This window comes from Pseudomonas syringae, assembly GCF_000737245.1.
GTDB classification, from domain to species: Bacteria; Pseudomonadota; Gammaproteobacteria; order Pseudomonadales; family Pseudomonadaceae; genus Aquipseudomonas; species Aquipseudomonas syringae_J.
The window spans coordinates 67,742-91,058 of sequence record NZ_JPQU01000021.1 but is presented as its reverse complement, the minus strand read 5'-3'; the positions used below and the strand labels follow the sequence as shown (position 1 = coordinate 91,058).

Below are 23,317 nucleotides of genomic sequence, written 5' to 3'. Positions count from 1 at the left end.
TGTCGATGAAAACTATGATTACTACCGCTGCCGACAACTTCCAGGATCTGCCGACCTCCGACGCCAAGACCCGGCGTCTTGGGTTTGGCATCATCTTTGTAGTGTTTGGCCTTTTTGGTGGCTGGGCTGCTTTCGCCCCACTGGACAGTGCTGCCAACGCTCCGGGTGTCGTGACTGTACAAACCTATCGTAAGACCATTCAACATCTGGAAGGCGGTATCGTCAAAGAGCTGCTTGTTCACGATGGCGATACGGTCAAGAAGGGCGATCCGCTGATTGTGCTCGATGATTCGCAGGTCGGCGCGGAATACGAAATGAACCGCAGCCAACTGGTTGCCGCCAAAGCTACCGAAGCGCGCCTGCGGGCTGAACGAGACGGCCTGTCCAGCATCGATTTTGGTGATGCGCTGGAGCCCAACACCCCGCGTGGTAAAGAAGCACAAAACAGCGAAACGCAGATTTTCAATGCGCGCCGCAACTCTCGCCTGGGCGAGATCGCCGTACTTCAAGAGCGCGTGGGCCAGCTCAATGAGCAGATTCGTGGTCTGGGCTCGATGATTTCGACCAAGAACAATCTGGGCAAGTCCTACACGGGCGAAATTGGCGAGCTTCGTGACCTGTTGGCTCAGGGGTTTGTCGACAAGCAGCGCATGCTCGAACAAGAGCGCAAGCTGGACGGTTTGAAGTCGGAAATCGCCGATCACAACTCGACTATCACCAAGACCCGCCTGCAAATCAATGAAACACAGTTGCAGATCGTGCAACTGACCAAAGATTTCAACTCCGATGTCGTTAAGCAATTGGCCGACATCCAGACCAAGGTGTATGACCTGCAGGAACGCACTGCAGCCTACAAGGACCGCCTGAGCCGCATCGTGATCCGCGCGCCGGAAGATGGCATGGTGATCGGCATGACGGTTCATACCGTGGGCGGCATTGTGCGCGCCGCCACTCCGTTGCTTGATATCGTGCCTTCGGTTTCCGACTTGATCGTGGAAGTCCACGTACAGCCGGTAGACATTGATCGTATCGGTATTGGCAAGAATGCCAAGATTCGCTTCAGTGCGTTCAATAGCGCAACGACGCCGGAAATTGAGGCAGTTGTCACCCAGATTTCGGCTGACCGCCTGACCGACGAGCGTACCGGCATGCCTTACTACTTGGCGCGTCTACAGGTGACTGAAGACGGTCAGCGCCGCCTTGGCGACCGCAAGCTGGTTCCGGGTATGCCAGCCGACGCCCTTATCAGCACCGGTGAGCGCACCATGCTGCAATACATCCTGCAGCCGGCACGGAACGCAATCTCTGAATCGATGATCGAGGAATGATAGTGCGCCTTCTGTTTCCATGCCTGATGTTGGGAATGTTGTCGCTTCAGGTGCAGGCCGCCCAGCCTAAGACTGCCGAGCCCTCGACGCCAAAGCCGCCTCCGAGCGGCGTCAGTGCCAAGGAATACTCTGCAGACCTGCAATCGTTGTATCGCGAGTCGCGTCTTGAAGACCCTCGAGTGCTGGCGTCCTATGCGCGTGCGCAGGCGAGCAAGGAGCGCTCTCGTGAAGCCTTCGGTTCATTGTTGCCGCAATTGACGGCTAATGCCGGGGCCAACCGTATCAAGCAGGTCAACGAGACGACCAACCAGATCTACAACAGTGAGAACTACAGCCTCAACTTGAGCCAGGCCCTTTATAACAAGGCGGCTTGGGAGAACTACCAGAAATACAAACTGACCATCAAACAGACTGAGGCGGAAACATCTGAGGCCCAGGCTGAGGCGACCGTTGACCTTGCACAGCGTTACTTTGCTGCGCTTGCCGCTGACGATGAGTTGGAGCTGATTCAGGCCGAGCGTCGGGCCACGCAGAAGAACCTGGACCGGATCAGTGCTCTGTATGACAAGAAGTACGCCATGATCACTGACCTGCTCGACTTGCGAGCCCGAGTGGACTCCCTGGCTGCCCAGGAAGTAGACGGGCGTAATCAGGTTCGCTTGACCCGCGCCGCCTTGTCCGAAATTGTTGGTCGGCCAGTGACCGAAAAGCTCAGTCGCATCCGTAATGATGTGGAGCTCAAGGTTTCGGACGAAAGTCTGGAGACCTGGGTCCGGCAGGCACTTCAAGATAACCCGTCGCTGAAGGCTTCGACCAGCGCTGTGGAAGTTGCTGGTGCCGCGGTGCGCGGTGGTAAGGGTGGGCATTATCCAACGCTGTCCTTGAATCTGAGTGCTCAAAATACCAACGAAGGCTATAACAACGCCTTGGCCCCGAAAACGGACAGCTATGTGGCTGGCGTCCAGTTGTCAGTGCCGCTCTACAGCGGTGGTTCCACCTCGGCACGAGTGCGTGGCTTGGTGCAGGATCAGATCTCTGCAGAGCAGCAAATGGAGGCCACTCGTCGTCAGGTAGTGAAAGAAACTACAAATGCTTATTTGACTGCGGACTCAAGTGTTGAAAAAATCCGCGCCAATCGTAATGCGCTGGCTTCGGCCGAGCAGTCGAGTATTGCTTCGGAGAAAGCTTTCTCTTATGGCGTCGTCAATGCTGTGGATGTCCTGACGGCCACTCAGAACGAGTTCAAGGCTCGTCGTGACTTGCTCAAGACCCAGTACGACTTTATTACCAACCTCTTTATCCTCAACCGTTGGGCTGGCAAGCTGTCTGATGAAAGCGTAGAAAGCGTTAACGTTTGGCTGAGCAACAACAGCAAGACCGACCCAGCCCCTGTTCGGAAAACACCATAATGACTGCAGCACCTAGCAAATCCGTAATCATCACTGGCGTAACCGGCCAGGACGGCGCCTACCTTACCCAACTTTTGTTGGAAAAAGGTTACAAGGTATACGGCACCTATCGTCGTACCAGTTCCGTGAATTTCTGGCGTCTTGAAGAAGTCGGCGTTGCTACCCACCCGAACCTGGAACTGGTCGAGCACGACTTGACCGACCTCAGCGCAAGCATTCGCCTGCTGCAGAAAGCCGAGCCAAGCGAGGTTTACAACCTGGCGGCTCAGAGCTTCGTAGGCGTTTCTTTTGATCAGCCGATCACCACCGCTGAAATCACTGGTTTGGGCGCAGTCAATCTGCTGGAAGCCATCCGCATCGTTAACCCGAAAATCCGCTTCTACCAGGCGTCGACTTCGGAAATGTTCGGCAAGGTGCAGCAGGTTCCACAAACTGAAGCCACTGACTTCTACCCGCGCAGCCCATACGGCGTGGCTAAGCTGTACGCTCACTGGATGACCATCAACTACCGCGAGTCCTACGGGATCTTCGGTTCCAGCGGCATCCTGTTCAACCACGAGTCGCCACTGCGCGGCAAAGAATTCGTGACCCGCAAGATCACCGACGCCGTAGCGCGCATTTCCCTGGGCATGCAAGACGTGCTGGAACTGGGCAATATGGACGCCAAGCGTGACTGGGGTTTCGCCAAGGAATACGTCGAAGGCATGTGGCGCATGCTGCAAGCTGACGAGCCGGATACCTTCGTTCTGGCCACCAACCGCACCGAAACCGTTCGTGATTTCGTATCCATGGCATTCAAGGCCGTCGATATCAATCTGGAATGGAAAGGCAGCGCCGACAACGAACACGGCATCGACACCAAGACCGGCAAGACCGTTATTCAGGTCAACCCGAAGTTCTACCGTCCTGCTGAAGTCGAACTGCTGATCGGCGACCCTGAAAAAGCCAAGCGCGTTCTGGGTTGGGAAGCCAAGACCAGCCTTGAACAGCTGTGCCAGTTGATGGTTGATGCTGATCTGACTCGTGTAAAGAGCGGTAAATCCTTTTAAGTGACCCATGTGTCGCCCGCCCCCGAAGCTTCGGTTTCGGCGGCGGGCGCGCCTGCTTCTGGTGAGTCGTATCTTTAGCCATTCATTGTCTTTAAGTCATCAAGTCCCTTCAGTGAAACTCTTGCCGTCTGCAATCCCAGCGAATTGCTGCGCGTTCAGCAGCTGCTTCGCGCGCTTCCGGCTCAAAACAAATGTGACTCAATGGTGGGTGACCCCATGAGTCGCCTCCTTTTTGATGTCACGCGTTTGCTCGAGTCTGGCCTGCATACCGGTATCCAGCGTGTTGTGCGCTGTCTGCTCGCAGCGAGTCGGCGGCGATACTCAGCGCGCGGCTATCAAGTGCTTGCGGTCAGCTTCAGTGGTGTTCACTGGCAGGCTTTCGATGAGTTGGCGCCTCATCCCTTTCAGGGACTAGGCCAACATGCTCAGGGGCAGGGCGCTGCAATTGAACCGGGCGATGGCGATGTGCTGCTGATGTTCGATGCCTCCTGGTATGCCGATCCTTGGCCGGCCGTTGATGCTGCACTGGCTCGAGGTGCCCGACTGGTCGGTATGGTTCATGACTTACTGCCACTGGAGCATCCTGAATGGTTTCGCGAAGGGCTTGAGCAGCGCTTTACTGACCATCTGAATCACATGATTGATCGCGCCGAGCAGATGTTCGTGCCGACCCAGGCAGTGCGTGAGCGCCTGATGGCACGTCTTTCAGCGCGCGGTACATTACTCACGGTCAATGTGCTGGCTCACGGCGGTGATTTCTGCTCCCTGACGTCCACCGCCGAACAAATCGAGAGTTATCAGACGGTGTTGCCTGCGCCTGCAACCCCGGACGATCCGCTCTATCTGGTACTGGGCACACTGGAACCGCGCAAGAATCACGGGCTGGTGCTCGACGCTTTCGAAGCATTGTGGTCTCAGGGCAAGAGTCCTCGGTTGCTGTTCGTAGGCAATGTTGGTTGGCAAGTTGACCGCCTGATCGAGCGCCTGCAAAATCACCCGCTGCTTGGCGACCGTCTTTTTCATGCGGCCAATCTGAGCGATCCAGCATTGCTCTGGCTGATCCGTAACTCTACCGCGCTGGTCTACGTGCCGTGGGATGAGGGCTTCGGGCTTCCCGTCCTTGAAGCCGCAATGCAGGGTTGTCCGGTCATCGCCAGCGATATTCCAGTTCTGCGCGAAGCCGGCCGACAATGGCCCACCTTCATTGAGCCGGGCAGTCTTAACGACCTTATTCAGGCTATCGATACTTTTCCCCAGCGTGAACCGGTGCAGGCCTTTCATCGCACCTGGGACGACGTGGCCCAACAACTTGTAGGAATATTCCTGAACATGCCGAGCCGAGCACAATGAAAGCGACCCTGTCAGTTTTCTCCCTACTCAAAGATGTCCTGCGCTTTCGCGGGCTGATCTACGCCATTACTCTGCGTGAAATCAAAAGCCGCTACGCCGGTTCCACCCTGGGTGCTTTGTGGCTGGTCGTGCCGCCGATTTTCATGGTGTTTATCTACACCGTGATCTTCTCGCGCTTGATGCAGGCGCGGATGCCCGGCATCGAACATCAATATGCCTACAGCATTTACTTGTGTGCGGGGTTGATCACCTGGAACCTGTTGCTGGAACTGGTGCAGCGTGGCAAGGGGGTCTTTCTTGAACACGCCAACCTGATCAAGAAATCCAGCTTTCCCAAGTTCATCCTGTTCATCCCGGTGATCGCCACGGCAGCGCTGAACAGCCTGATCCTGATGGTACTGGTGGTGGGCTTCATGCTGGTGTCGGGTTACCCGATCATGCCGACGATTCTGGTCCTGGTCCCGGTGCTGGCGATTACTGTATTGCTCGGTATTGCAGTAGGTGCGCTGCTGGCGACGCTGAACGTGTTCTTTCGCGATATCGGGCAACTCTCCGATGTGTTTTTCCAGGCGCTGTTCTGGGCCACGCCGATTGTCTACCCGCTGAGCATATTGTCCGAACGGGTTCAGGGACTGCTGTCCTGGAACCCGGTGTTCCCGCTGGTCCTCACTGCGCAACGCGCGTTGCTGGGTGAGGCGGTGGGCATGCGGCCATTGATCTATCCATTGATCTTTGGCCTCATCGTTTTCCTTCTGGCGGTGCTGTTGTACAAGCGCAGCTACAACGACCTACTCGATCAGATCTGACATGACTATTCTCGTTGACCAGATAGGGAAGGCCTATCCAAAACTCAAAGGTCGCTGGCATGCTCTGGGCACCTGGCTCGGGCTTTGCAAACGCGATCAGAACTGGATCATCCGCGACGTCAGCTTCAAGGTCGGTCAAGGCGAATCGGTCGGCATCATAGGCGTCAATGGCGCGGGTAAGAGCACGCTGCTTAAGCTCATCACCGGTACTGCCATGCCGACTGAAGGCTCAGTGACCACTACAGGACGTATCGCTGCGTTGCTGGAATTGGGTATGGGGTTCCACCCTGAGTTCACGGGGCGTCAGAACGTCGCTCTGGCGGGTCGTATGCAGGGCCTGGAGCGCGACCAAATCATCGAATTGATGCCCGCCATCGAAGCTTTTGCGGAAATCGGCCACTACTTTGATATGCCCGTGCGTACCTATTCTTCAGGGATGTTCGTGCGCCTGGCGTTTAGCGTGGCGACCGCCGTTCGCCCTGAAGTGCTGATCGTGGATGAAGCGCTGGCAGTGGGCGACGCCTATTTCCAGCACAAGTCATTTGCGCGGATCCGTGATTTTCGGGAGCAGGGCACCACCCTGTTGTTCGTGTCCCATGATCCGGGCGCGATCAAAAGCCTCTGCGACCGGGCAATTCTCCTGGGCGACAACAAGATGCTGATGGATGGCCGTCCTGACGACGTGCTCGACTTCTACAACTCGCTGATCGCTCGCAAGGAAGAAGGCTCGCTGCAGGCCCAGGCCGTCAATGCTCCATACGCTGGACGTTCCGGCAATGGCAAGGCGCGCATCGAAGAGCTGACCGTCAGCAGCAACGGCCGCGCCGCGCACATGCTGGACGTCGGGGCGCCACTGACCTTGACGTTGAAAATCAAAGCCAACGAGCCGATTTACGATCTGTCGCTGGGCTTCATGTTCAAGGACCGCACCGGTTACGACATCTTTGGCACCAACACCTGGCTGCGCGGTGAATTGCGTGATCTGGGTGTCAACGCAGGTGTCGAGCAAACGCTGACGGTCACCATCCCGGCTCTGAACGTGGGGCCAGGCAGCTACAGTCTGACACTCGCGTTACATGGCGGCGCGGATCACATCGAAGACAATTTCGACTGGTGGGACAAAGCTGCGGTGTTCAACGTCACCGGGCATAGCGGCTACAAGCACTTCGCCGGCGTATGCGCGCTTGAAGCTTCCTTCAAGCTCGATTGATCTGATAGTGCAATAACGCGTCTCCACCGCGTCATCGTTCATCGCGACCAAGCTCACTCCTGCAGGCGAACACCGAACCTGTAGGAGCGAGGCCTGCCCGCGAAGCTGCGCCGCGATGGTGCATGCCCACCGCGCGCGAGCAAGCTCGGCTCCTACAGACAAGTACCGAACCTGTTGGAGCGAGGCTTGCCCGCGAATCCGGACGCCACGGTCTGTCAGGAACATCGCGTTATCGTTCATCTCGGGCAGCGCGCTCCTGCGGACGAACACCGAACCTGTGGGAGCGGTGCTTGCCCGCGATGCAGACGCTGGGGATCACCGGGGAGTGCGCATTATCCTATTCGCGGGCAAGCTTGCTCCTACAGACGGTCACCGATACCAATCCCCATCGCGCTCAAGTCCTCTCCCGCCGCACCACATACCTGCGTAGAATAGCCCGCTTCTTATTCCAGTCATGGCGCATTCATCGCGGCGTGAACTCATCAGCTTGCACTGGCTATCTAACCGGTCCTGAATGTAAACAATGACTATCGATCTCAAAAAACTGCAAAAAGATATCGTGGCTGAAGTCAATCGCCGCGAATACGAGCGCGTTCTAGCCAATGGCGCAGACGCCTCCAAGCCATCGGCCAACCTACCCAACGATCTCGTCCGCGCCTTCGAGCCAATGGATGTTGAAGGTTATCTGCCGCCCGGGCCGGAGCGTCATATCCCGTCGATCTCCGACGAGGTCGCACCCGAAGCGCAACCTTCTCAGGCACATATCCCGCCACCGAGCCTTTACCGCAAACTGCGTGGCGTGCCGGTCATCGGCAAGTACGTCGGCCATCCTCGGGTCATGGGCTTCCTGACTCGTGCGCGGCAGCGGCCGGGCGGTGCGTCGGTCAAGAATCTGGTCATCATGCTGGTTCGTGCGGTGGTGTATCGCATCCCCGGCGTGCAGCGTGTCGTCTATATCGGCATGGCCCTGCGCCACATGCCCGAGCGCATGACCGCGCTTGAGTACCACCTTGCCGACGGCAACACCCGCCTGCGCAACCTCGGTTTGCAAATCCAGAACCAGACCAACCAGGGCCTCTACACCCACGCGCTGGCTATTGAGCAAAACGAGCAATACCTGATCACTCGTCTGCAACGAATGGAACAGCGTCAGCGTGAACTGTCGATGATGCTGGCTCAGGCTCAGCAGCCCGGCGCGGTCCCGACGTTCTCTGCTCGCGCTGAAGAAGAACCGGGCATGCCGCACGAGTTGTATCTGGAGTTCGAAGCCAACTTCCGTGGCTCCAAAGAGATGATCCGCGAGCGCCTCAAAGCCAACCTGCCTTACTTCAAGCCCAACGCCGAGCGCTTCTCCGAGCCGGTCATGGACCTGGGTTGCGGGCGCGGCGAATGGCTGCAGTTGCTCAAAGAAGCTGAAATCCCGGCCATTGGTGTCGACTCCAACACGGCGATGATCCAGTGCTGTACCGATGCGGGCCTCGAAGCCTACGTCGGCGATGCGTTGCAGTACCTCGCTTCGATGCCGGCTAACAGCCTTGGCGGTTTGACTGCCTTCCACATCATCGAGCACTTGCCTCTGGATGTGTTTATCAAACTGATCGACGAAGCCCGTCGCGTCGTGCGCCCAGGTGGGGTAGTGCTGTTCGAAACGCCGAACCCGGAAAACCTCATCGTCGGAGCGTGCAATTTCTATGTCGACCCGACGCACCGCAACCCGATGCCTCCAGCATTAGTGGCCTTCCTGCTTCAGGCGCGTGGCTTCGAGCGTGTCGAAATCGACCGCCGCCACCCTGGCGATCCAGCGTTGCACCTCAAGGGCAACGACGAAGCAATCACTGGCCCCCTGAATCGACTGCTGTTTGGCGCGCAAGATTATGCGGCCATCGGTTACGCGCCTGAATGAGACTGAACTGACCTCATGCATCTAATTATCTGCAACGAACGCCTGCTGTTCCGCTTCGGTGTCGACCGTGTCTTGCTGCTGCTGGCCCAAGGCCTCAAGGCGGCGGGCTGGCGTATTACGTTCATCGCCCAGCGTGCCAATCACGATGTGCTGCGTGGCATCACCGATGACATTCATACGCCGCCACTGCACAACGGCCCTTACACCGAGCTTGATCAGGTCACGGCTGAATGGCTGAGCCACAACCGCCACCTGCTTGCACCCATCGGTCAGGATCCGGCTGGCACGGTCGCGTTGATTGGCGGCTGGCCGTTTTATGCCTCCATCGCAGTATTCCGGCAGTGGGGCATTCCGACCGTAGCGCTCGATTGCGGCGGTGTGCCTTATGAAGACATGAAAGGTCCGGCGCGTCTGGTTCAGGAGCGTCTTCGCGCCCAGCGTCGTGAATACCTGCCCGAAGCCCGGGTGGTTACCCCGATCAGCCATTTTGTTTCGCGTACCCAGAGCTTGCCCGATGCAGGTTATGGGGTAGACATCGCCATGATCCATCTGGGTGCTGACCACCTGGCCGGCGGCGTCGATAAAAGCCTGTGGCAGATGAACAACCAGCCGCCCAGCGAAATTACCCATGCCGACGACAATGACGGCCCGACCATCATCAATCTCGGTCGCTGGGAAACCGGCAACTACAAGAACAGCGAAGGCCTCTACCCGATCGCCCGGCAAATCATCGCCGTGCATCCCAAGGCGCGCTTCAGTGTATTGGCCACCGCTGATGAACTGGACCTGCCCGACGACCTCAAAGCGCACATCCTGCCCTTAGGTCACCCCAGTGATGCGGAGCTGGCCAATCTGATGGCCAACGCCGAGCTGGGCATTAGCGTCTCCCGCTGGGAAGGTTTCAACCTCCCGTTGGCGGAAATGCAGCAGTTGCGCAAACCGGTATTGGTCCTGGACATCGGCGCCCACCCTGAAGTGGTGGCTGACAAGCAACAGCTGTGCTTCGATGAAGGTGACATTGCCGCCAAAGCCCTGCGGGTACTGGCCGGTGAATTGCTGACCGGTGCCGAGTGGGAAGCCAACCTCGACACTTTCCTGCAGACCTTTACCTGGCAGCGCACCATCAAGGCTTACGCCGACCTGCTCAGCGAACTGGCACCGATTCAGGATCTGCCGGTTCCGCAATTGGTGATCGACACCAGTGCCTGCCTGCGCGACACCGCCAATACCGGCGTGGCCCGTGTGGTGCGTAGCCTGACTCGCAAGTTGCAAAACTTCGGCCAGCCGTTGTTCGTGACCTGGAACGAAAGCCTGCGTGCCTACGTGTTGCCCACCGAAGGCGAGTACCACAACCTGGCCTTGTACGGCGGGCCGCTGCCTAACCCGGAGCACTACGTGCTGCCGCGTTCTCCGGCCAACGCCCCGCAAACACTGGCCAGCCTCGGCGGCCGTCACTTGCGCGGCGGCTGGCTGCTACAAAGTGAAATCGTCTTCGAGCGCCAAGGGCCGGACCGTCGTGCTGCGGCTCGGGAGTTGGGCCTGCAAGTGGCGGCAATTTTCTACGACGCCATCCCGGTGACCCACCCTGAATGGGTAGCCGACACCCTGATTCGTGACAACCACGCCGCCTACATGCGTGGCCTTGCTGAATGCGACCGCGTGCTGCCAATTTCACCGGACGCCGGCACCCAGCTGCAAGCGTTCTGGGAGCGGGAAAACATCACGCCCCGCGCTCAAGTGCGGACCTGCTGGATTCCCGGTGAACTGACCGCCTCGCCGCGCGCCACCATCCCCGCCGACGCCCCTGGCGAAGGGGAGCCGTTGCGTATCCTGTGCGTTTCGACCCTTGAACCGCGCAAGAACCACAAGACGCTGCTCGCCGCCGTCGCCCGTCTGGCGGCGGATTATCCGCAACTGGATTGGCAGCTGGACATGATTGGCAACCGCTACGCCGGCGCTGACTGGATTGTCGAAGCCGTGCGTGAAGCCAGTGCCGCTGATCCGCGTATCGTCTGGCATGGTGTGGTCGATGACGCCACCCTCAACGATTACTACGCCCGTGCCCACGTCAGCGTTTACTCGTCACTGGTTGAAGGCTATGGCATGCCCATTGTCGAAAGCCTGTGGCACGCCCGCCCGTGCATCTGCCATAACGGCGGCGTCATGGCCGAGCTAGCCGCCGAAGGCGGTTGCCGTACTGTGGACATGAGCGACCCGGCAGCGCTGGCGGCCATGATCCACGAACTGGCCACCCAGCCCCGGCAATACCTGAAGCTGGCCAGCGAAGCTGTGGCGCGGCCGATCCTCACCTGGCGCAGCTATGCCCGGGAACTGTTGCGCCAACTGGCCAGCCACAACCCGCGTCTGGCCCTTGAGCCATTGCCCCGTGAGTGGCAGCACTTCTTGATCGATTCACAGCTGCCGCTGGTGGAAGAGCCAGGTCAACTTGCCTTGGCAACCTTGCTCAGCCGCCGACCTGTGGCGTGCGCGTTGCTCATCGGTGAACAACCGCAATGGCTCACTGCCCTGGCGAGTGTGCAAATGGTTCGCGCGTGGCAAGTGGCCGAAGGCGATGCCAGCGGCTCCATCACCCGCGACGGCAACCTCAGCCGCATCAGTGCGCCGGTTCAGCACGCATTGCCGTTGCTGCTCGATGAGCTGAAAGACAACGAAATCGACATCGATCTGATCATCCTCAGCGCCGAGCACAGTGACAACGTCGAGCTGCAACATTTGCTCGGCAGTCGCATAACGGGGCAGGGCGCTCCTGGCCTTCTATTAATAGAAGAGGGTGACGCGGCGGCCACCGCTCTGGCACTGGGGCTGGCCAGCGAGGCTGACATCCGCTTGCCCGGCCTGCAGGGTTACCTCTTCCCCTACGCGGTGGCAGGGACCGAGCAATGAAAGTTCTGGTGATCTCCAACTTCTTCCCGCCCCATGTAATCGGCGGCGCAGAAATCATCGCCCACCACCATGCCATGGCCCTCGCGGCCAGAGGCCATGAGGTGCGGGTGCTGGCCGGCGACAACAGCCACGGCCTGCCGGGCTACCCGACGCAGACCGAAGTGTTCGACGGCTTGCCGATCACCCGGGTTGCCCTGACCCAGCGGGACTTCGCCCCTACCGGCAACAACGTCTGCCATCCGGAAGTCGAGCGCATCTTCCTGCGTCTCATCGCTGACTGGCACCCGGATGTGATCCACGCCCACCACATGGCGGGCCTGTCCCTGGGCATCTTGCAGCTGGCGCGTGCAAAAGGCATCCGCATTGCGCTGACCCTGCATGACCACTGGGGTTTCTGCATGAACAGCACGCGGATCACCACCCAGGACACACTCTGCCAGGACAGCACTCAGTGCCATACCTGCCATGAACACATCCACAACGACGACGTGCGCCTGCCGCAACGCATGCGCCAGGATTACCTGCGCTGGCAGCTGGACGCCGTGGACTACTTCATTTCCCCGAGTCGTTACCTGGCTGACCAATACATCGCCAACGGTATCCCTGCCGAACGCATGCACGTGATCGCCAACGGTATTGAGCTGAGCCGCTTCAGCGACACGGCGCCACCGCCGCCGGGCCAGCGTTTGAATGTTCTGTTCACCGGTTACATGGGTGGGCACAAAGGCGTGCCCACTCTACTCGAAGCCCTGGCGTTGCTGCCGCCAGACAAGGTCCACGTCGACTTGGTCGGCGATGGCCACATGCTCGCCAGCTACAAAGCCAAACTCGCCAGCATCGCGCCGAACGTCTCTGCCAAATTCTGGGGCCGTTTGCCCAATGCGCGGATTGCCGAGCGTTTCGCTCAGGCACATGTCTTTGTCTTGCCATCTGTATGCCCGGAAAACCAGCCGGTTACCATCACCGAAGCCATGGCCTGCGGCCTGCCGGTCGTGGCCTCGCGCATCGGCGGCATTGCCGAGCTGGTGGATGAAGGCAATACCGGCTGGCTGATCGAGCCAGGTAATGCCGTTGATCTGGCCGCGCGTCTGGCCTTCTATATAGAAGAGCCGCAACAGATTGCCGCCCATGGTGCCGCCAGTCGGGAAAGGATCCAGGGCTTCGCCTTCGAATTACAGGCCGACCGCCTCGAAGCTTTGCTTTCCACCCCGACCGCTGAGCGCAGCACCGCCTTCAAGCTGATTGCCTGCCACGGCTCGCCGTTGCCGGAAACCTTCGAGGCCGTCCTGGCCGAAGTCGCGCCCATCCCTGCCAACCGTCCACAACCGGCCAGCCAGCCGTGCTGGATCCCGGTGAATTGGATCACCCCTGAGACAGCCGACCTGCTCTGGGTGTCCGGCCCGCTGACAACTGACCCTGACACAGCTTTGCAACACATTGAGCGGTATCGTGCCCTCGGCAAACCCGTCGTGTTAGACGAGCGCAACATCGCGGTAGCGCGCAAGTCAGACACTTCCTTGCTGGTACGTGGGAAAAATCAGACAGCTTTAGGACTAAAGATTCTGAGCAGTCAGCCGAAACCTCCTGTGAACCCTAACGAAGCGCTGGCAGAAAAAGCATAAGGTATTCGTCAAAACGTCTATGTAAGCGGCTCTTTTGACTGATTTTTATCTTTACATTTTGTCGCATATATTGCCTATTAGGGCCTTGACGAGTGTCAAAACGACATGACTCTCATGAAGCAACAGCAGGCTATGGTTTTTGGGTTTTTGATAGCAAAAAGCTATTAGGAAAAAAATCCTACAAAACCATGCGTTTTTTCCTACTGTAACAGCTGAGATACGGGTTGACCTGTGCTATCGTGCCGCCAAGGCTGCACGGAGTGCTGGGCAGCTGATGGGTGAGACAAAGATGTCCGCCCGTGTTTCAGCTTCTATACATAATGAAACCTGGAGTTTACAAATGGCTGCTTCAACCTACTTTGCACAAGTTCAACAACTGTACATCGCTTACTTCGGCCGCCCAGCTGACACCATCGGCCAGGCCTACTGGGCTGCCCAGATCGACGCAGCCAACGGCAGCATCGCTGCAGTTCAAGCTGGCTTCTCGGCTTCCGCTGAATCCCAAGCTCTGTTCGGTAACAAGTCGACCATCGACAAAGTAACCGCTATCTACCAGAACGCTTTCGGCCGTTCGCCAGAGCCTGCTGGCCTGGCTTTCTGGGTTGCTCAACTGGATTCCGGTAAAGTTACTCAAGCTCAAGCTTCGTGGACCATCCAGCAATCCGCTGGTGCTGGTGACGCTGCTGTAGTTCAGAACAAACTGACTGCTGCTCAGGCTTTCACCGCTCAGATCGACACCACTGCTGAAATCACTGGCTACCAAGGTGCTGCAGCTGCTGACGTAGCTCGCGCTTTCCTGGCTGGCGTTAACACCACTGCTCAGACCACTGCTGCTGTAGCTAACGCCGGTTCGGCTCTGGCCAACGCTGTAGCTGTTGGCGGTACCGGTTCGACTTTCGTCCTGACTACTGGCGTTGACAACCTGACCGGCACTAGCAGCAACGACACCTTCACCGCTGACAACACCGGCACCAACAAGGTTATCAGCGCTGCTGATACCATCAACGGCGGTTCGGGTGTTGACACTCTGAAAGTGTTTTTGGCAGCAGGCGATGCCTCTTTCACCAACCCAACTCTGAACAGCGTTGAGAACGTGACCATCAACGGCGGCATCGTTACTGCTTACACAGCAGCAGCTGGCACCACTGGTCTGACCATCGAAGCACCAGTTGCACTGGGCGCAACCTACACTGTTGCTGGTCAAGCTGTAACACTGAAAGGCAACACCATCAACGGCACCACCACTATCACTTCTACTGCTGACACAGCAGCAAACGTGACTCTGAGCGGCTGGACTGTTGGTACTGTGGCACTGACTGGTGCAGCAGTTGCTACTGCTAACCTGACCACTACTGGCGCGAACAGCAGCATCACTCTGAACGGCACCACCGCTCTGAAAACCCTGAACCTGACAGGCGACAAAAACCTGACTGTTGCTACCGCTGTTGCGCTGAACGCGGTTAACGCTTCTGCTGCTACTGGCGCGGTATCGGTTGACGTATCTACCGCTACTAACGTTGCAGCTTTCGCTTTCACCGGCGGCGCTGGTAACGACACTCTGACTCTGGCTGACGGCAATCTGGCCACCCTTACCGCTGGTACCCAGCTGAACGGTGGCGCTGGTACTGACACTCTGGTCATCAAGAATACTGCTCTGACTACTGCTGAATACACCAAACTGAACGCCGTTACCGGCTTTGAAGTTCTGGGTCTGGGCGCTGCCGCTTCTACCGTTGACGCCTCTCAGCTGACTTCATTCAAGACTTTCTCTGTAGCTACAGCTGGTGACACCATCAGCAATCTGGGTGCAGGTACTTCGGTTAACATCACTGCTGGTGTTGCTGGCCTGACTCTGGGTGCAGCTCTGGGTAACACCGCTACTGAAGTCGTTCTGGGTACTGCTGGCGCAGCTGGCGTAACTGCCACTGGCGTCTCTGTAACTGGCCTGACTACTCTGGGTCTGACTTCGAACGGCACTTCGGCAAACTCGATCGGCCTGACTAACAGCGATAACTCCACTATCACTGTGAAAGGCGCTACTGACCTGACGATTACTGCTTTGGCTGGTACTACTACCGGTTCTAAAGTTGACGCTTCTGCCTTCACTGGCAAACTGAACGTTACTGGTTCGGGCGTTGCAGACATCATCATCGGTGGTTCGGGTGACGACACCATCTCCGGTGGTGCTGGCGCTGTTGGCGATACCTTGACCGGTGGCGCAGGTAAAGACAAGTTCGTTATCGTTTCTGGTATCACAGCTGCTTCTGCTGACACCATTACTGACTTCGTAACTAAAGTCGACACCATCGCGTTTAGCGGTTCTGTTGCTGCTGGTTCGGCAACCACTGTTAAAATCGCAACTGCTGCTGTTGCTACTTTTGACTTGGCTAAAGCTGCTGCTGACGCGATCTTTGCTGCTGACGCCACTACTGCCTACGCTGTGCAACAAGTTGGTAGCGACAGCTACGCGTTCTACGCAGCTGCTGCTGATAACACCACTGCTCAGGTAGTTAAACTGTCCGGCGTTAGCTTGACTGCTGTTGCTGCTGCAGACTTCGTTGCTGCTTAATCTCTTCTGAGATATGCCCCTTTCGTGAGATAGGGGTATTAGCAAACGAAAAAAACCCGGTGCCATAAGGCGCCGGGTTTTTTTATGGGTATCAGTCTAAGCGATGGAGCGGTATAGGCGATTACAGTCCAGCAAAGCTGAAAGTGTCATTTGCTGTCGCATCATTCGTTATAGATGGCCGATGTTCCGCAAATCGTCCCAAGATGCTTAGGTTTCGCATAGAGTAAAATTGGGCGTAAACCACTGGCAGCGCTTGGGCTTGGCGAACCAAAAGGAAAGTAACATCATCCAAGGCATTGAAAGCTTCTTCATCAACGCAATATAGGCCGGCGATTTCTTGTTTATCTGGACCATCAGTGAAAGTTATAGGCCAAGGTTTTATTAAGTTGTGTTCGGCGAGCACGGAGCATGCATGCTGCGTCAGTGCCTTGGTTTCGTTAATCCGCTGCACACGCTCAAAGAGATCTCTGACGTCCTCAGTGATTTCACCGTCCTCGGTGAATAAAGCTGCACCGTCATCACTAAGGCATGCATCATCAATTGCCAGAGCATAGCGCTCGCCAGCGGGTACAAGTTCAAAAGGGCTGCTGCGATAGAGGGCGGGCATGTATTCCGACAGCCATTCACCCTGCGGGGATACCAGCAGATTTTCTTCCGGACGAAGGCCCATCACAGTCACCAATACGAATTGACCCCCATGCTTAACGAAGGCAATTGGTAACGCTTGCACCGCAGCTCCTAGGTCACTGACTAACAGCGGAGATACGGTATCGGTCTTGGCGAATAGCATGGACGAATGACGAGTCCAGCATTTATCACCATGTAGTTCCTTGCTGAGGGGAACATAAGCCATCTAAATACTCCTTTAAGAGCGTCGCTTGTGCGACTAGCAAAAACGGACTCGACTCTAGCGGTCGAGATTGGTGGTGCCATTTCCTACACCATTAAGTGCTTCAGTCTGACGAAATGAAGGGAATAGGTCGAGGCGGTTTTCAGTCGATTCCGACTAAACCAAATTGAGCCAGGGAAAAGCCGATACCCGGCGCAATACTTGTCCGCAGAGGGTTGATAAAGCAGGCCGCAAGGGCCATCTATGGAACACGCGAATTTGACCTGGAGTATCGCCATGACCACGGACGTCCCGACCGCTGTGTCCCCACCGCTGGAACTCAAACGCATCACCACCGAAATGCACGATCTCGAAGACCGCATGCAGCTCACAGGCGAACTGACCTCTGGCGAGCCGGTTGTGCTGTGGATGACACAGCGTCTGGTCAAGCGCTTGGTGCCGCATCTGTTAACTTGGCTGCAACCGGCGGCCCCGACCGGTAAATCGGCAGTGGTGGCGGATTACCACACGGCGGCGGTGCAAAGCTTCGCGCAGCAGGCCGCGCTGGCTCAGTTGCCCGAACAGTCAGCGGTGCAAGCGACGCCACAGCACAGCGCCTGGCTGATCGAGACGATCGATGTGACGCGCACTGAGGAAATTATTGCCCTGACCTTCAAAAGCGGGGAGCAGCAGGCAACGTTGCTGATGGCGCCGCAGCCCTTGCGCCAGTGGTTGGCGATCCTGCACGACCAATGCGTCAAAGGCGAATGGGCGCTGGAAATCTGGCCTGAATGGATTTTGGATAGCATTCCGACTGGTGGCCCAAAGCTCAACGCGACGATGCACTGAGTTGAATTTTGACGAATATGAATGTGTAGTGTTTTTCACGCCTATGTGTACAAAAAGTGATCAATCCTTGCGCGAACCCACTTAATTCTTAAAAAAGTGATTTAGTTCACGCCGAACGCGTCAAGACGCTCGCTTTAGGCATCTTCATCGTTTAATCTGCGTGCGTAGGTTGTGAAGCAAATGCCAAAAATTAAACCCCGTCTTTCCAGGAAGATGGGGTTTTTTGCTTTCCGGGGTTTGTAAACCCTCGGTAGAAGGCCGGTTTAGAAGGGGGCAGGGCGTTTTCTGATCGTGGCGGATGCACAATCGGTTTAGACGCCGACGTCATCCGAGCGTTGAAAGACTGCAGGAAACCCCGCACCGCAATGGTGCGGTCGAGCCGAAATCCCCCACCGCGTCGGAGCGGATTCAGCCGCGAAGCTATCGGGCATCCACCACAACTTATATTGCCCGGCCCACGGTCTTTGCGGCTAAAGCCGCTCCCACGTATCTATCTGATCGTGGGTATCGATTTGCCATCATTTGCATTCGGGATGTGTGCTACGGTCAGGCTCCCCGAATGACGTTGATCTGGACGTTCGCGTCAAGGTCGGCCAGTTCTCAATAATGGATTATGGAAAACAACTAATGGCTGCCTCGACGTATTTTGATCAGGTCCAACAACTGTACATCGCTTATTTCGGTCGCCCTGCTGACACCGTAGGTCAGGCCTTTTGGGCGACTCAGATCGATGCCGCCAATGGCAGCATCGCGTCTGTTATCGCGGGCTTCTCAGCCTCTGCCGAATCCGTTGCCTTGTTCGGTAGCGCAACTTCTGCGCAGAAAGTTACTGCCATTTATCAGAATGCTTTCGGCCGTGCGCCTGAAGCAGCAGGCCTGGCGTTCTGGGTAGCTCAACTGGATTCCGGCAAAGTTTCCCAAGCCCAGGCTTCGTGGACCATCCAGCAAGCAGCCGGGCCTGGCGATGCCAGTGCCGTGAATAACAAACTGATTGCCGCCAAAGCTTTTACCGCGCAGATCGACACCAACGCCGAAATCACAGGCTACAACGGCGCCGCCGCCGCTGCCCTGGCGCGCGCTTACCTGAGCAAAGCCGATGCTACCTATGCGTCGATTGCCAACGTGGCGGTCGATTCGGTTGCTGCGGTGGGGACTGCTACGGGAACTGTGGTGGTTACGCCGCCGACGACCCCCGTCATCCCCGCTGCTTTTACTGCGACGGTTACCAACCACGTGACGACATTCGCCGGCACTGCTACGGGAGATATCTCTGTAGCCTGGGCGGGTGCCGTCAATGCATCGGACGCCACATTTACCCGCGGCGGTAATGTGTCGACGCCGGTCACGTTCAGCAATTTAGGTGCAACGTCGGTATCGCTGGCTTCGCCGGAGGTCTTGACTGGCTCAGTCGCCACGCTCGTTGGTTTGACAGTCAGCGGCACTGGTGGCGTCAAGTTGACGGACACCGCTGTGGCGTTGTCGGCCAAAGCCTTTGCTGCAAACACCTCGACGGATGTGCTGACGGTGTCTACCTCGGCAGCGACGGCTACCTCGCTTGCGAACCTTACAGGTTTCGAGGCCATTCATTTGGCAGGTAGTACCGCAGTAGTCACCGTCGCTAACGGCGCGGGTACGGTAGTCGACACCTCCGCCGCCGCTCGCGTGACCTTGGGTTCGGGTGGCCAAACATTCAATGGCAGCACCGGTGACGATACAGTTGTTGGCGGCACCGGCACTGATGTCATTTCAGCAGGAACGGGTAGCAACACGCTCACTGGCGGTAATGGCAATGACACTTTTAATATCGCTGGTAATGATACTGTCAGCGATCTCAACACTGGCGATGTGCTAAATATCTTGAATACGGGCGTTCTTAACATCGGTGATGTGAGTGCGTTTGTAGCGACAGCACTTACCGCTAACGCCGGGTCGGCGGTGATCAATGCCGCAATTGGTGGTGGGCTGATCGACCTGTCGTTGGCAACAGGTACTAATGGCTTTACGTTGTACGGCAGCATTGGTAACGACACTGTTATCGGTTCTGCCAAGGCAGACATCATCAGTGGTGGCTTGGGCGTTAATACGCTCACGGGTGGCTTGGGCAATGATACGTTCAGCTCCGCGGGTACCGACACCATTACCGATCTGACGACGGGCGACGTTTTAAATGTCGTCGCCAGCGGCATCACTACCGCCAATAACGTATCTGCTTTCGTAGCGACGGCATCCACCAGTAATGCTGGTACCGCCACGCTGAACGCTTCAGCTGCGGGCTCTACGATTGATATGGCACTGGCCACAGGCGCTAACGGTTTCAACATCGTAGGCGGCACAGGTAACGACATCATTACCGGCTCGGTAAGAGCGGATGTGTTGACTGGCGCCGGTGGCGCTAACCTTCTAACCGGTGGTTTAGGTACTGATACGTTCACCTTTATTACCTCCGGCTCTTCCACTGCGACTGTCTTCAGCAATATCACTGACTTCGCTTCAGGGACTGATTCCATCAAGACAGGCGCTGGTGTGACAAGCCTGAACCAGGACGGCACTTACACGGCAGTGGGCAACGGCGGCACTGTGGCAACAAACATTACGGCGGCTGTCACGGCTGGCAATACAGCTGCAAGTCATACAGCTGCTGCCAACGATGCCTACCGGGTCACGATCACAGGCACCGGCGCGGCCAACTATATTTTCCAGGATACGGATGGTGACGGTGTTGTCGGCGCCAATGAGCTGGTAATCCAGTTGACCGGCTCATCCAGCTCCATACTGGCAGCCGCTGACTTTGTTGTTTGATGGCGCCTGTGTAATAGCTCCTGTGTAAAAGCGGTAGTCATTGACTAAAAAGTACAGTTGAACAAAAAACCCACGCTCCGAAAGGGCCGTGGGTTTTTTGCATTAATGGGTCGCGACTTTCTCCAGAGACCGTTCCCCCTGGAATTGGTTACAGCATCAGCGTACTGCCACCGCTACCCTGCAGCCCCGACAAATCGGTGACGCCTGCCAGTTTGATCACCACATCGTCGGCGGTCAGGTTAGAGTTTGCGACTCTATTGACGACCAGATAGCTGTCGATGCCGGTGCCATTATCAAACTGGAACCAGGTCGCACGATTATTGACACTGCCTGCTGCGGCCAATTGCAGTGCAGCCAGCAGGTCCCCGCCAGCACCTGACACGTCGACGGCGGCCGACTGGAAGTTGACGCTGGTCGGGAGCTGCACGGAGTCACCCGCCTGGAAGTCGGTGATGGTGGTGAACTGCAGCTTCGCCAGGGCCGAAACATCTCGAAGGCTCGCGTTGGAAACGTTCACCGTGTCATTGCCAGCATTGGTGGTGACAGTGACGCCGGTGGAGTTGGCAACTGACGAGGTCTCGACGATAAAAGTGTCCGCGCCTGAACCGCCGAGCAGGTCCAGTTTCGATTGACCACCCGTTGTGGTGGCTGCTTCTACTTTGATCGACAAGGGGCCTGTGGCCTGTGAACCATCGACCTTGGTGAGCTGCGAGGCGACGGTGCCGCTTTGAGCGGTGACGTTGAGGGAATATTCACGGTTGCCGGTAATTTCGATGAGCTGTGCAGCGTTATCGATGATATTGACGGAGTTAACGGTGCCCACCAGGCTCCCGCCCGAGGCGATCTTGATTGTTTCAATACCCTCAATGTTCAAGCGACCCAACGCTGCTGCTGTGTTGGTGCTGTCGTGGGTCAGGTTGAGCGCATCACTGGTGCCGCTTACGTTGTCGAATTGCAATACCGTGTTGGCACCGGAAGAGCCCGACTTCAACGTGACGTTGAAACCGTCAGGCGTGTTGGTCAAGTGGTTGACTGTAAGCGTTCCCGATGTGGTGCCGTTCAACACAACACCCGTGAGGGTGGATCTGGTCAGCGTCAAAGCGTCCACGACACCGCCATTGACGGCGCCTGCGCCGCTCAGGTCCAAGACCTCGAAGCTCTTGAATGCTGCGCCGTTGGTGCCGCTTAGCAATGTGGCAGAGAAGGTGTCGGTGCCTGCGCCACCATCAATCACGGCTGTATCTGCAACCGGCGCAGTGCCTATGACCGTGTCATTGCCCTTACCGCCCGTGAACGTCTGAGTATTCCCGTCCACGGCGATGCTCAGCCCGCCGCTGTTGGCCGAAGCATCAACGGTCCTGCCGTCAAAGCCCACGGTCCGGCCCAGGTCAACCTTGCCTGCACCGGTCACGGTCAGCGTTGCGTTGGCGGCATAGTCAGTATTGACCAGGCTCGCTGCCAGATTGACGTTGGCTTTGATGGCGGCCGTGGTAATGCTGTCGGTACCAGAACCGGCGAGCCGGATCGCACCGAGGGTGTTGGCTGCACCCGAAGAGGTGATTGTGGCAGTAGAAGCTGCGCCGCCGAAGTTGGTGACGGTGGTCTGCCCGGTGACGGCGACAGTGTCCTGAAGGCCTCCATCCAATACAAGGTTGACGGTGTCAGTGGAGTTGGCCATGACGAATTGCACGTTGGCCACTTGTGTCGATTTGTCACCGAGCAAACTGACTGTTGCGCCGGTCGTCAGATTGACGAATTGCAGACCACCGCTGGCCGTGGATACGCTACTGGTGACATCGGTCATGCCTGTGCCAGAAACGTCATAGGTGGACAGCTTGCCGCTGCTGCTCTGGTCGCGTATCGACAGTTTTTCGACATTGCCGATGGTTAGACCGGGCAGCGCAGTGTTGCCTGTTCCCGTGACGGTAATCGACAGCGTATCGGTGCCCGCACCGCCGTCGATCCTGTCGGTTGCGACGAGCGTACTGTTGGCCGGGGTCGTGGTATTGATTAAGCCAACGAAGGTGTCGTTGCCCGCACCACCGGTAAAATTGTCGGTTGCCGTCGTGAAGGTAAAGACGGTATCGCCCGTTGGTATCGACGGGGTCGAGGGCGCAGTGGGAGCTGTCGGACGCACACCCGTCGCATCGGCCACTGAGTTATTCAACGCGGTCGTGGCTACGCTGACTGATCCCGGAGTCGCATCCACACCCGCCAGATACGCACGGCCATAGGCGGCAGGTTGGGCACCGCTGTAACCGGCGATTTCTGCTGTTGTATCGACTTGTGCGGTAAAGACATTGGCCATGGTCAGCTTGTTGGCGACCGAAGTTGCATCACCGGCACCCGCCTGATTCATGATCTCCCACGCCGCCTGCGCCTGGGTGATGGCACCGCTATCGAGCTGATTCATCCAGTAGCTCAGGCCTGCGCTTTCCGGCAGGCGGTTGAACAGATTCAGATAAATGGCACTGATTTTCTGCGCGCTGGGGAAACTACCGAACAGGTTGGAGGATTCGGTCGATGCAGCGAAACCGGCAATCGCAACGGCTATGTTACCGCCGGCTGCATTGACCTGGTTGGCCCAGTAGTTCAAGCCTGTCGGGTCGGCCGGGCGGCCGAAGTAGGCGATGTAAAGCTTTTGTACCTGATTCAGGTAGTCTGAGGTTGCCATCCAGGGCGCTCCTAGC

14 protein-coding genes are annotated in these 23,317 nt (G+C 57.4%); 12 read left to right on the top strand and 2 right to left on the bottom strand.

Going from position 1 to position 23,317, the window contains the following annotated elements; translation table 11 throughout:
• Positions 1–5: 5 nt before the first annotated feature.
• The 10 genes from IV01_RS19215 to IV01_RS19250 all read left to right on the top strand — a co-directional run bounded on the left by IV01_RS19215 (position 6) and on the right by IV01_RS19250 (position 16,150).
• Complete coding sequence (locus IV01_RS19215; protein WP_418903511.1) at positions 6–1,328, top strand: HlyD family type I secretion periplasmic adaptor subunit; 1,323 nt, start codon at positions 6–8, stop codon at positions 1,326–1,328.
• Positions 1,325–2,737, top strand: a complete 1,413-nt coding sequence (locus IV01_RS19220) for a TolC family outer membrane protein (protein WP_032626835.1) — start codon at positions 1,325–1,327, stop codon at positions 2,735–2,737. Before IV01_RS19215 ends, IV01_RS19220 begins: the two co-directional genes overlap by 4 nt.
• Positions 2,737–3,786: a GDP-mannose 4,6-dehydratase gene (gene gmd / locus IV01_RS19225; RefSeq protein WP_032626833.1), complete on the top strand. Its 1,050-nt coding sequence runs from the start codon at positions 2,737–2,739 to the stop codon at positions 3,784–3,786. The genes IV01_RS19220 and gmd overlap by 1 nt, the downstream gene beginning before the upstream one ends.
• A gap of 216 nt (positions 3,787–4,002) precedes the next feature.
• Positions 4,003–5,136 (top strand): glycosyltransferase family 4 protein, encoded by a 1,134-nt coding sequence (locus tag IV01_RS19230; protein WP_195758756.1) that lies wholly within the window; start codon positions 4,003–4,005, stop codon positions 5,134–5,136.
• Complete coding sequence (locus tag IV01_RS19235; protein WP_032626830.1) at positions 5,133–5,942, top strand: ABC transporter permease; 810 nt, start codon at positions 5,133–5,135, stop codon at positions 5,940–5,942. Before IV01_RS19230 ends, IV01_RS19235 begins: the two co-directional genes overlap by 4 nt.
• Before the next feature lies 1 nt (position 5,943).
• Entirely contained in the window at positions 5,944–7,152 is a 1,209-nt protein-coding gene (locus tag IV01_RS19240) for an ABC transporter ATP-binding protein (RefSeq protein WP_032626828.1), read from the top strand.
• A 523-nt stretch (positions 7,153–7,675) separates the two neighbouring features.
• Positions 7,676–9,055, top strand: coding sequence for a class I SAM-dependent methyltransferase (locus IV01_RS25860; RefSeq protein ID WP_050507315.1), 1,380 nt, complete (start codon positions 7,676–7,678; stop codon positions 9,053–9,055).
• 15 nt (positions 9,056–9,070) lie between these two features.
• The gene (locus tag IV01_RS19245; protein WP_032626826.1) at positions 9,071–11,959 is read left to right on the top strand and encodes a glycosyltransferase family 4 protein; all 2,889 of its coding nucleotides are present in this window, start codon (positions 9,071–9,073) and stop codon (positions 11,957–11,959) included.
• Complete coding sequence (locus IV01_RS0124685; RefSeq protein ID WP_050507314.1) at positions 11,956–13,581, top strand: glycosyltransferase family 4 protein; 1,626 nt, start codon at positions 11,956–11,958, stop codon at positions 13,579–13,581. Before IV01_RS19245 ends, IV01_RS0124685 begins: the two co-directional genes overlap by 4 nt.
• Before the next feature lie 340 nt (positions 13,582–13,921).
• Complete coding sequence (locus IV01_RS19250) at positions 13,922–16,150, top strand: DUF4214 domain-containing protein (protein ID WP_032626824.1); 2,229 nt, start codon at positions 13,922–13,924, stop codon at positions 16,148–16,150.
• A gap of 121 nt (positions 16,151–16,271) precedes the next feature.
• Here IV01_RS19250 and IV01_RS0124680 read toward each other — a convergent pair whose 3' ends face one another.
• Positions 16,272–17,003, bottom strand: a complete 732-nt coding sequence (locus IV01_RS0124680) for a SapC family protein (RefSeq protein ID WP_050507313.1) — start codon at positions 17,001–17,003, stop codon at positions 16,272–16,274.
• Positions 17,004–17,276: 273 nt separating this feature from the next.
• On the opposite strand from IV01_RS0124680, the gene IV01_RS19255 reads away from it, so the two are divergent.
• The gene (locus tag IV01_RS19255; protein WP_032626822.1) at positions 17,277–17,828 is read left to right on the top strand and encodes a hypothetical protein; all 552 of its coding nucleotides are present in this window, start codon (positions 17,277–17,279) and stop codon (positions 17,826–17,828) included.
• 627 nt (positions 17,829–18,455) lie between these two features.
• Complete coding sequence (locus tag IV01_RS19260) at positions 18,456–20,627, top strand: DUF4214 domain-containing protein (RefSeq protein ID WP_032626820.1); 2,172 nt, start codon at positions 18,456–18,458, stop codon at positions 20,625–20,627.
• 148 nt (positions 20,628–20,775) lie between these two features.
• Here IV01_RS19260 and IV01_RS19265 read toward each other — a convergent pair whose 3' ends face one another.
• On the bottom strand, positions 20,776–23,301 hold the full coding sequence (locus IV01_RS19265; protein ID WP_032626818.1) for a DUF4214 domain-containing protein: 2,526 nt from the start codon (positions 23,299–23,301) through the stop codon (positions 20,776–20,778).
• Positions 23,302–23,317: the final 16 nt, after the last annotated feature.

Coding starts and splice junctions, on each gene's coding strand:
- IV01_RS19245 (WP_032626826.1), top strand. CDS start 9,071: ATGCATCTAATTATCTGCAACGAACGCCTGCTGTTCCGCTTCGGTGTC.
- IV01_RS19220 (WP_032626835.1), top strand. CDS start 1,325: ATGATAGTGCGCCTTCTGTTTCCATGCCTGATGTTGGGAATGTTGTCG.
- IV01_RS0124685 (WP_050507314.1), top strand. CDS start 11,956: ATGAAAGTTCTGGTGATCTCCAACTTCTTCCCGCCCCATGTAATCGGC.
- IV01_RS19240 (WP_032626828.1), top strand. CDS start 5,944: ATGACTATTCTCGTTGACCAGATAGGGAAGGCCTATCCAAAACTCAAA.
- IV01_RS19215 (WP_418903511.1), top strand. CDS start 6: ATGAAAACTATGATTACTACCGCTGCCGACAACTTCCAGGATCTGCCG.
- IV01_RS19235 (WP_032626830.1), top strand. CDS start 5,133: ATGAAAGCGACCCTGTCAGTTTTCTCCCTACTCAAAGATGTCCTGCGC.
- IV01_RS19260 (WP_032626820.1), top strand. CDS start 18,456: ATGGCTGCCTCGACGTATTTTGATCAGGTCCAACAACTGTACATCGCT.
- IV01_RS19265 (WP_032626818.1), bottom strand. CDS start 23,301: ATGGCAACCTCAGACTACCTGAATCAGGTACAAAAGCTTTACATCGCC.
- IV01_RS19230 (WP_195758756.1), top strand. CDS start 4,003: ATGAGTCGCCTCCTTTTTGATGTCACGCGTTTGCTCGAGTCTGGCCTG.
- IV01_RS25860 (WP_050507315.1), top strand. CDS start 7,676: ATGACTATCGATCTCAAAAAACTGCAAAAAGATATCGTGGCTGAAGTC.
- IV01_RS19250 (WP_032626824.1), top strand. CDS start 13,922: ATGGCTGCTTCAACCTACTTTGCACAAGTTCAACAACTGTACATCGCT.
- IV01_RS0124680 (WP_050507313.1), bottom strand. CDS start 17,003: ATGGCTTATGTTCCCCTCAGCAAGGAACTACATGGTGATAAATGCTGG.
- gmd (WP_032626833.1), top strand. CDS start 2,737: ATGACTGCAGCACCTAGCAAATCCGTAATCATCACTGGCGTAACCGGC.
- IV01_RS19255 (WP_032626822.1), top strand. CDS start 17,277: ATGACCACGGACGTCCCGACCGCTGTGTCCCCACCGCTGGAACTCAAA.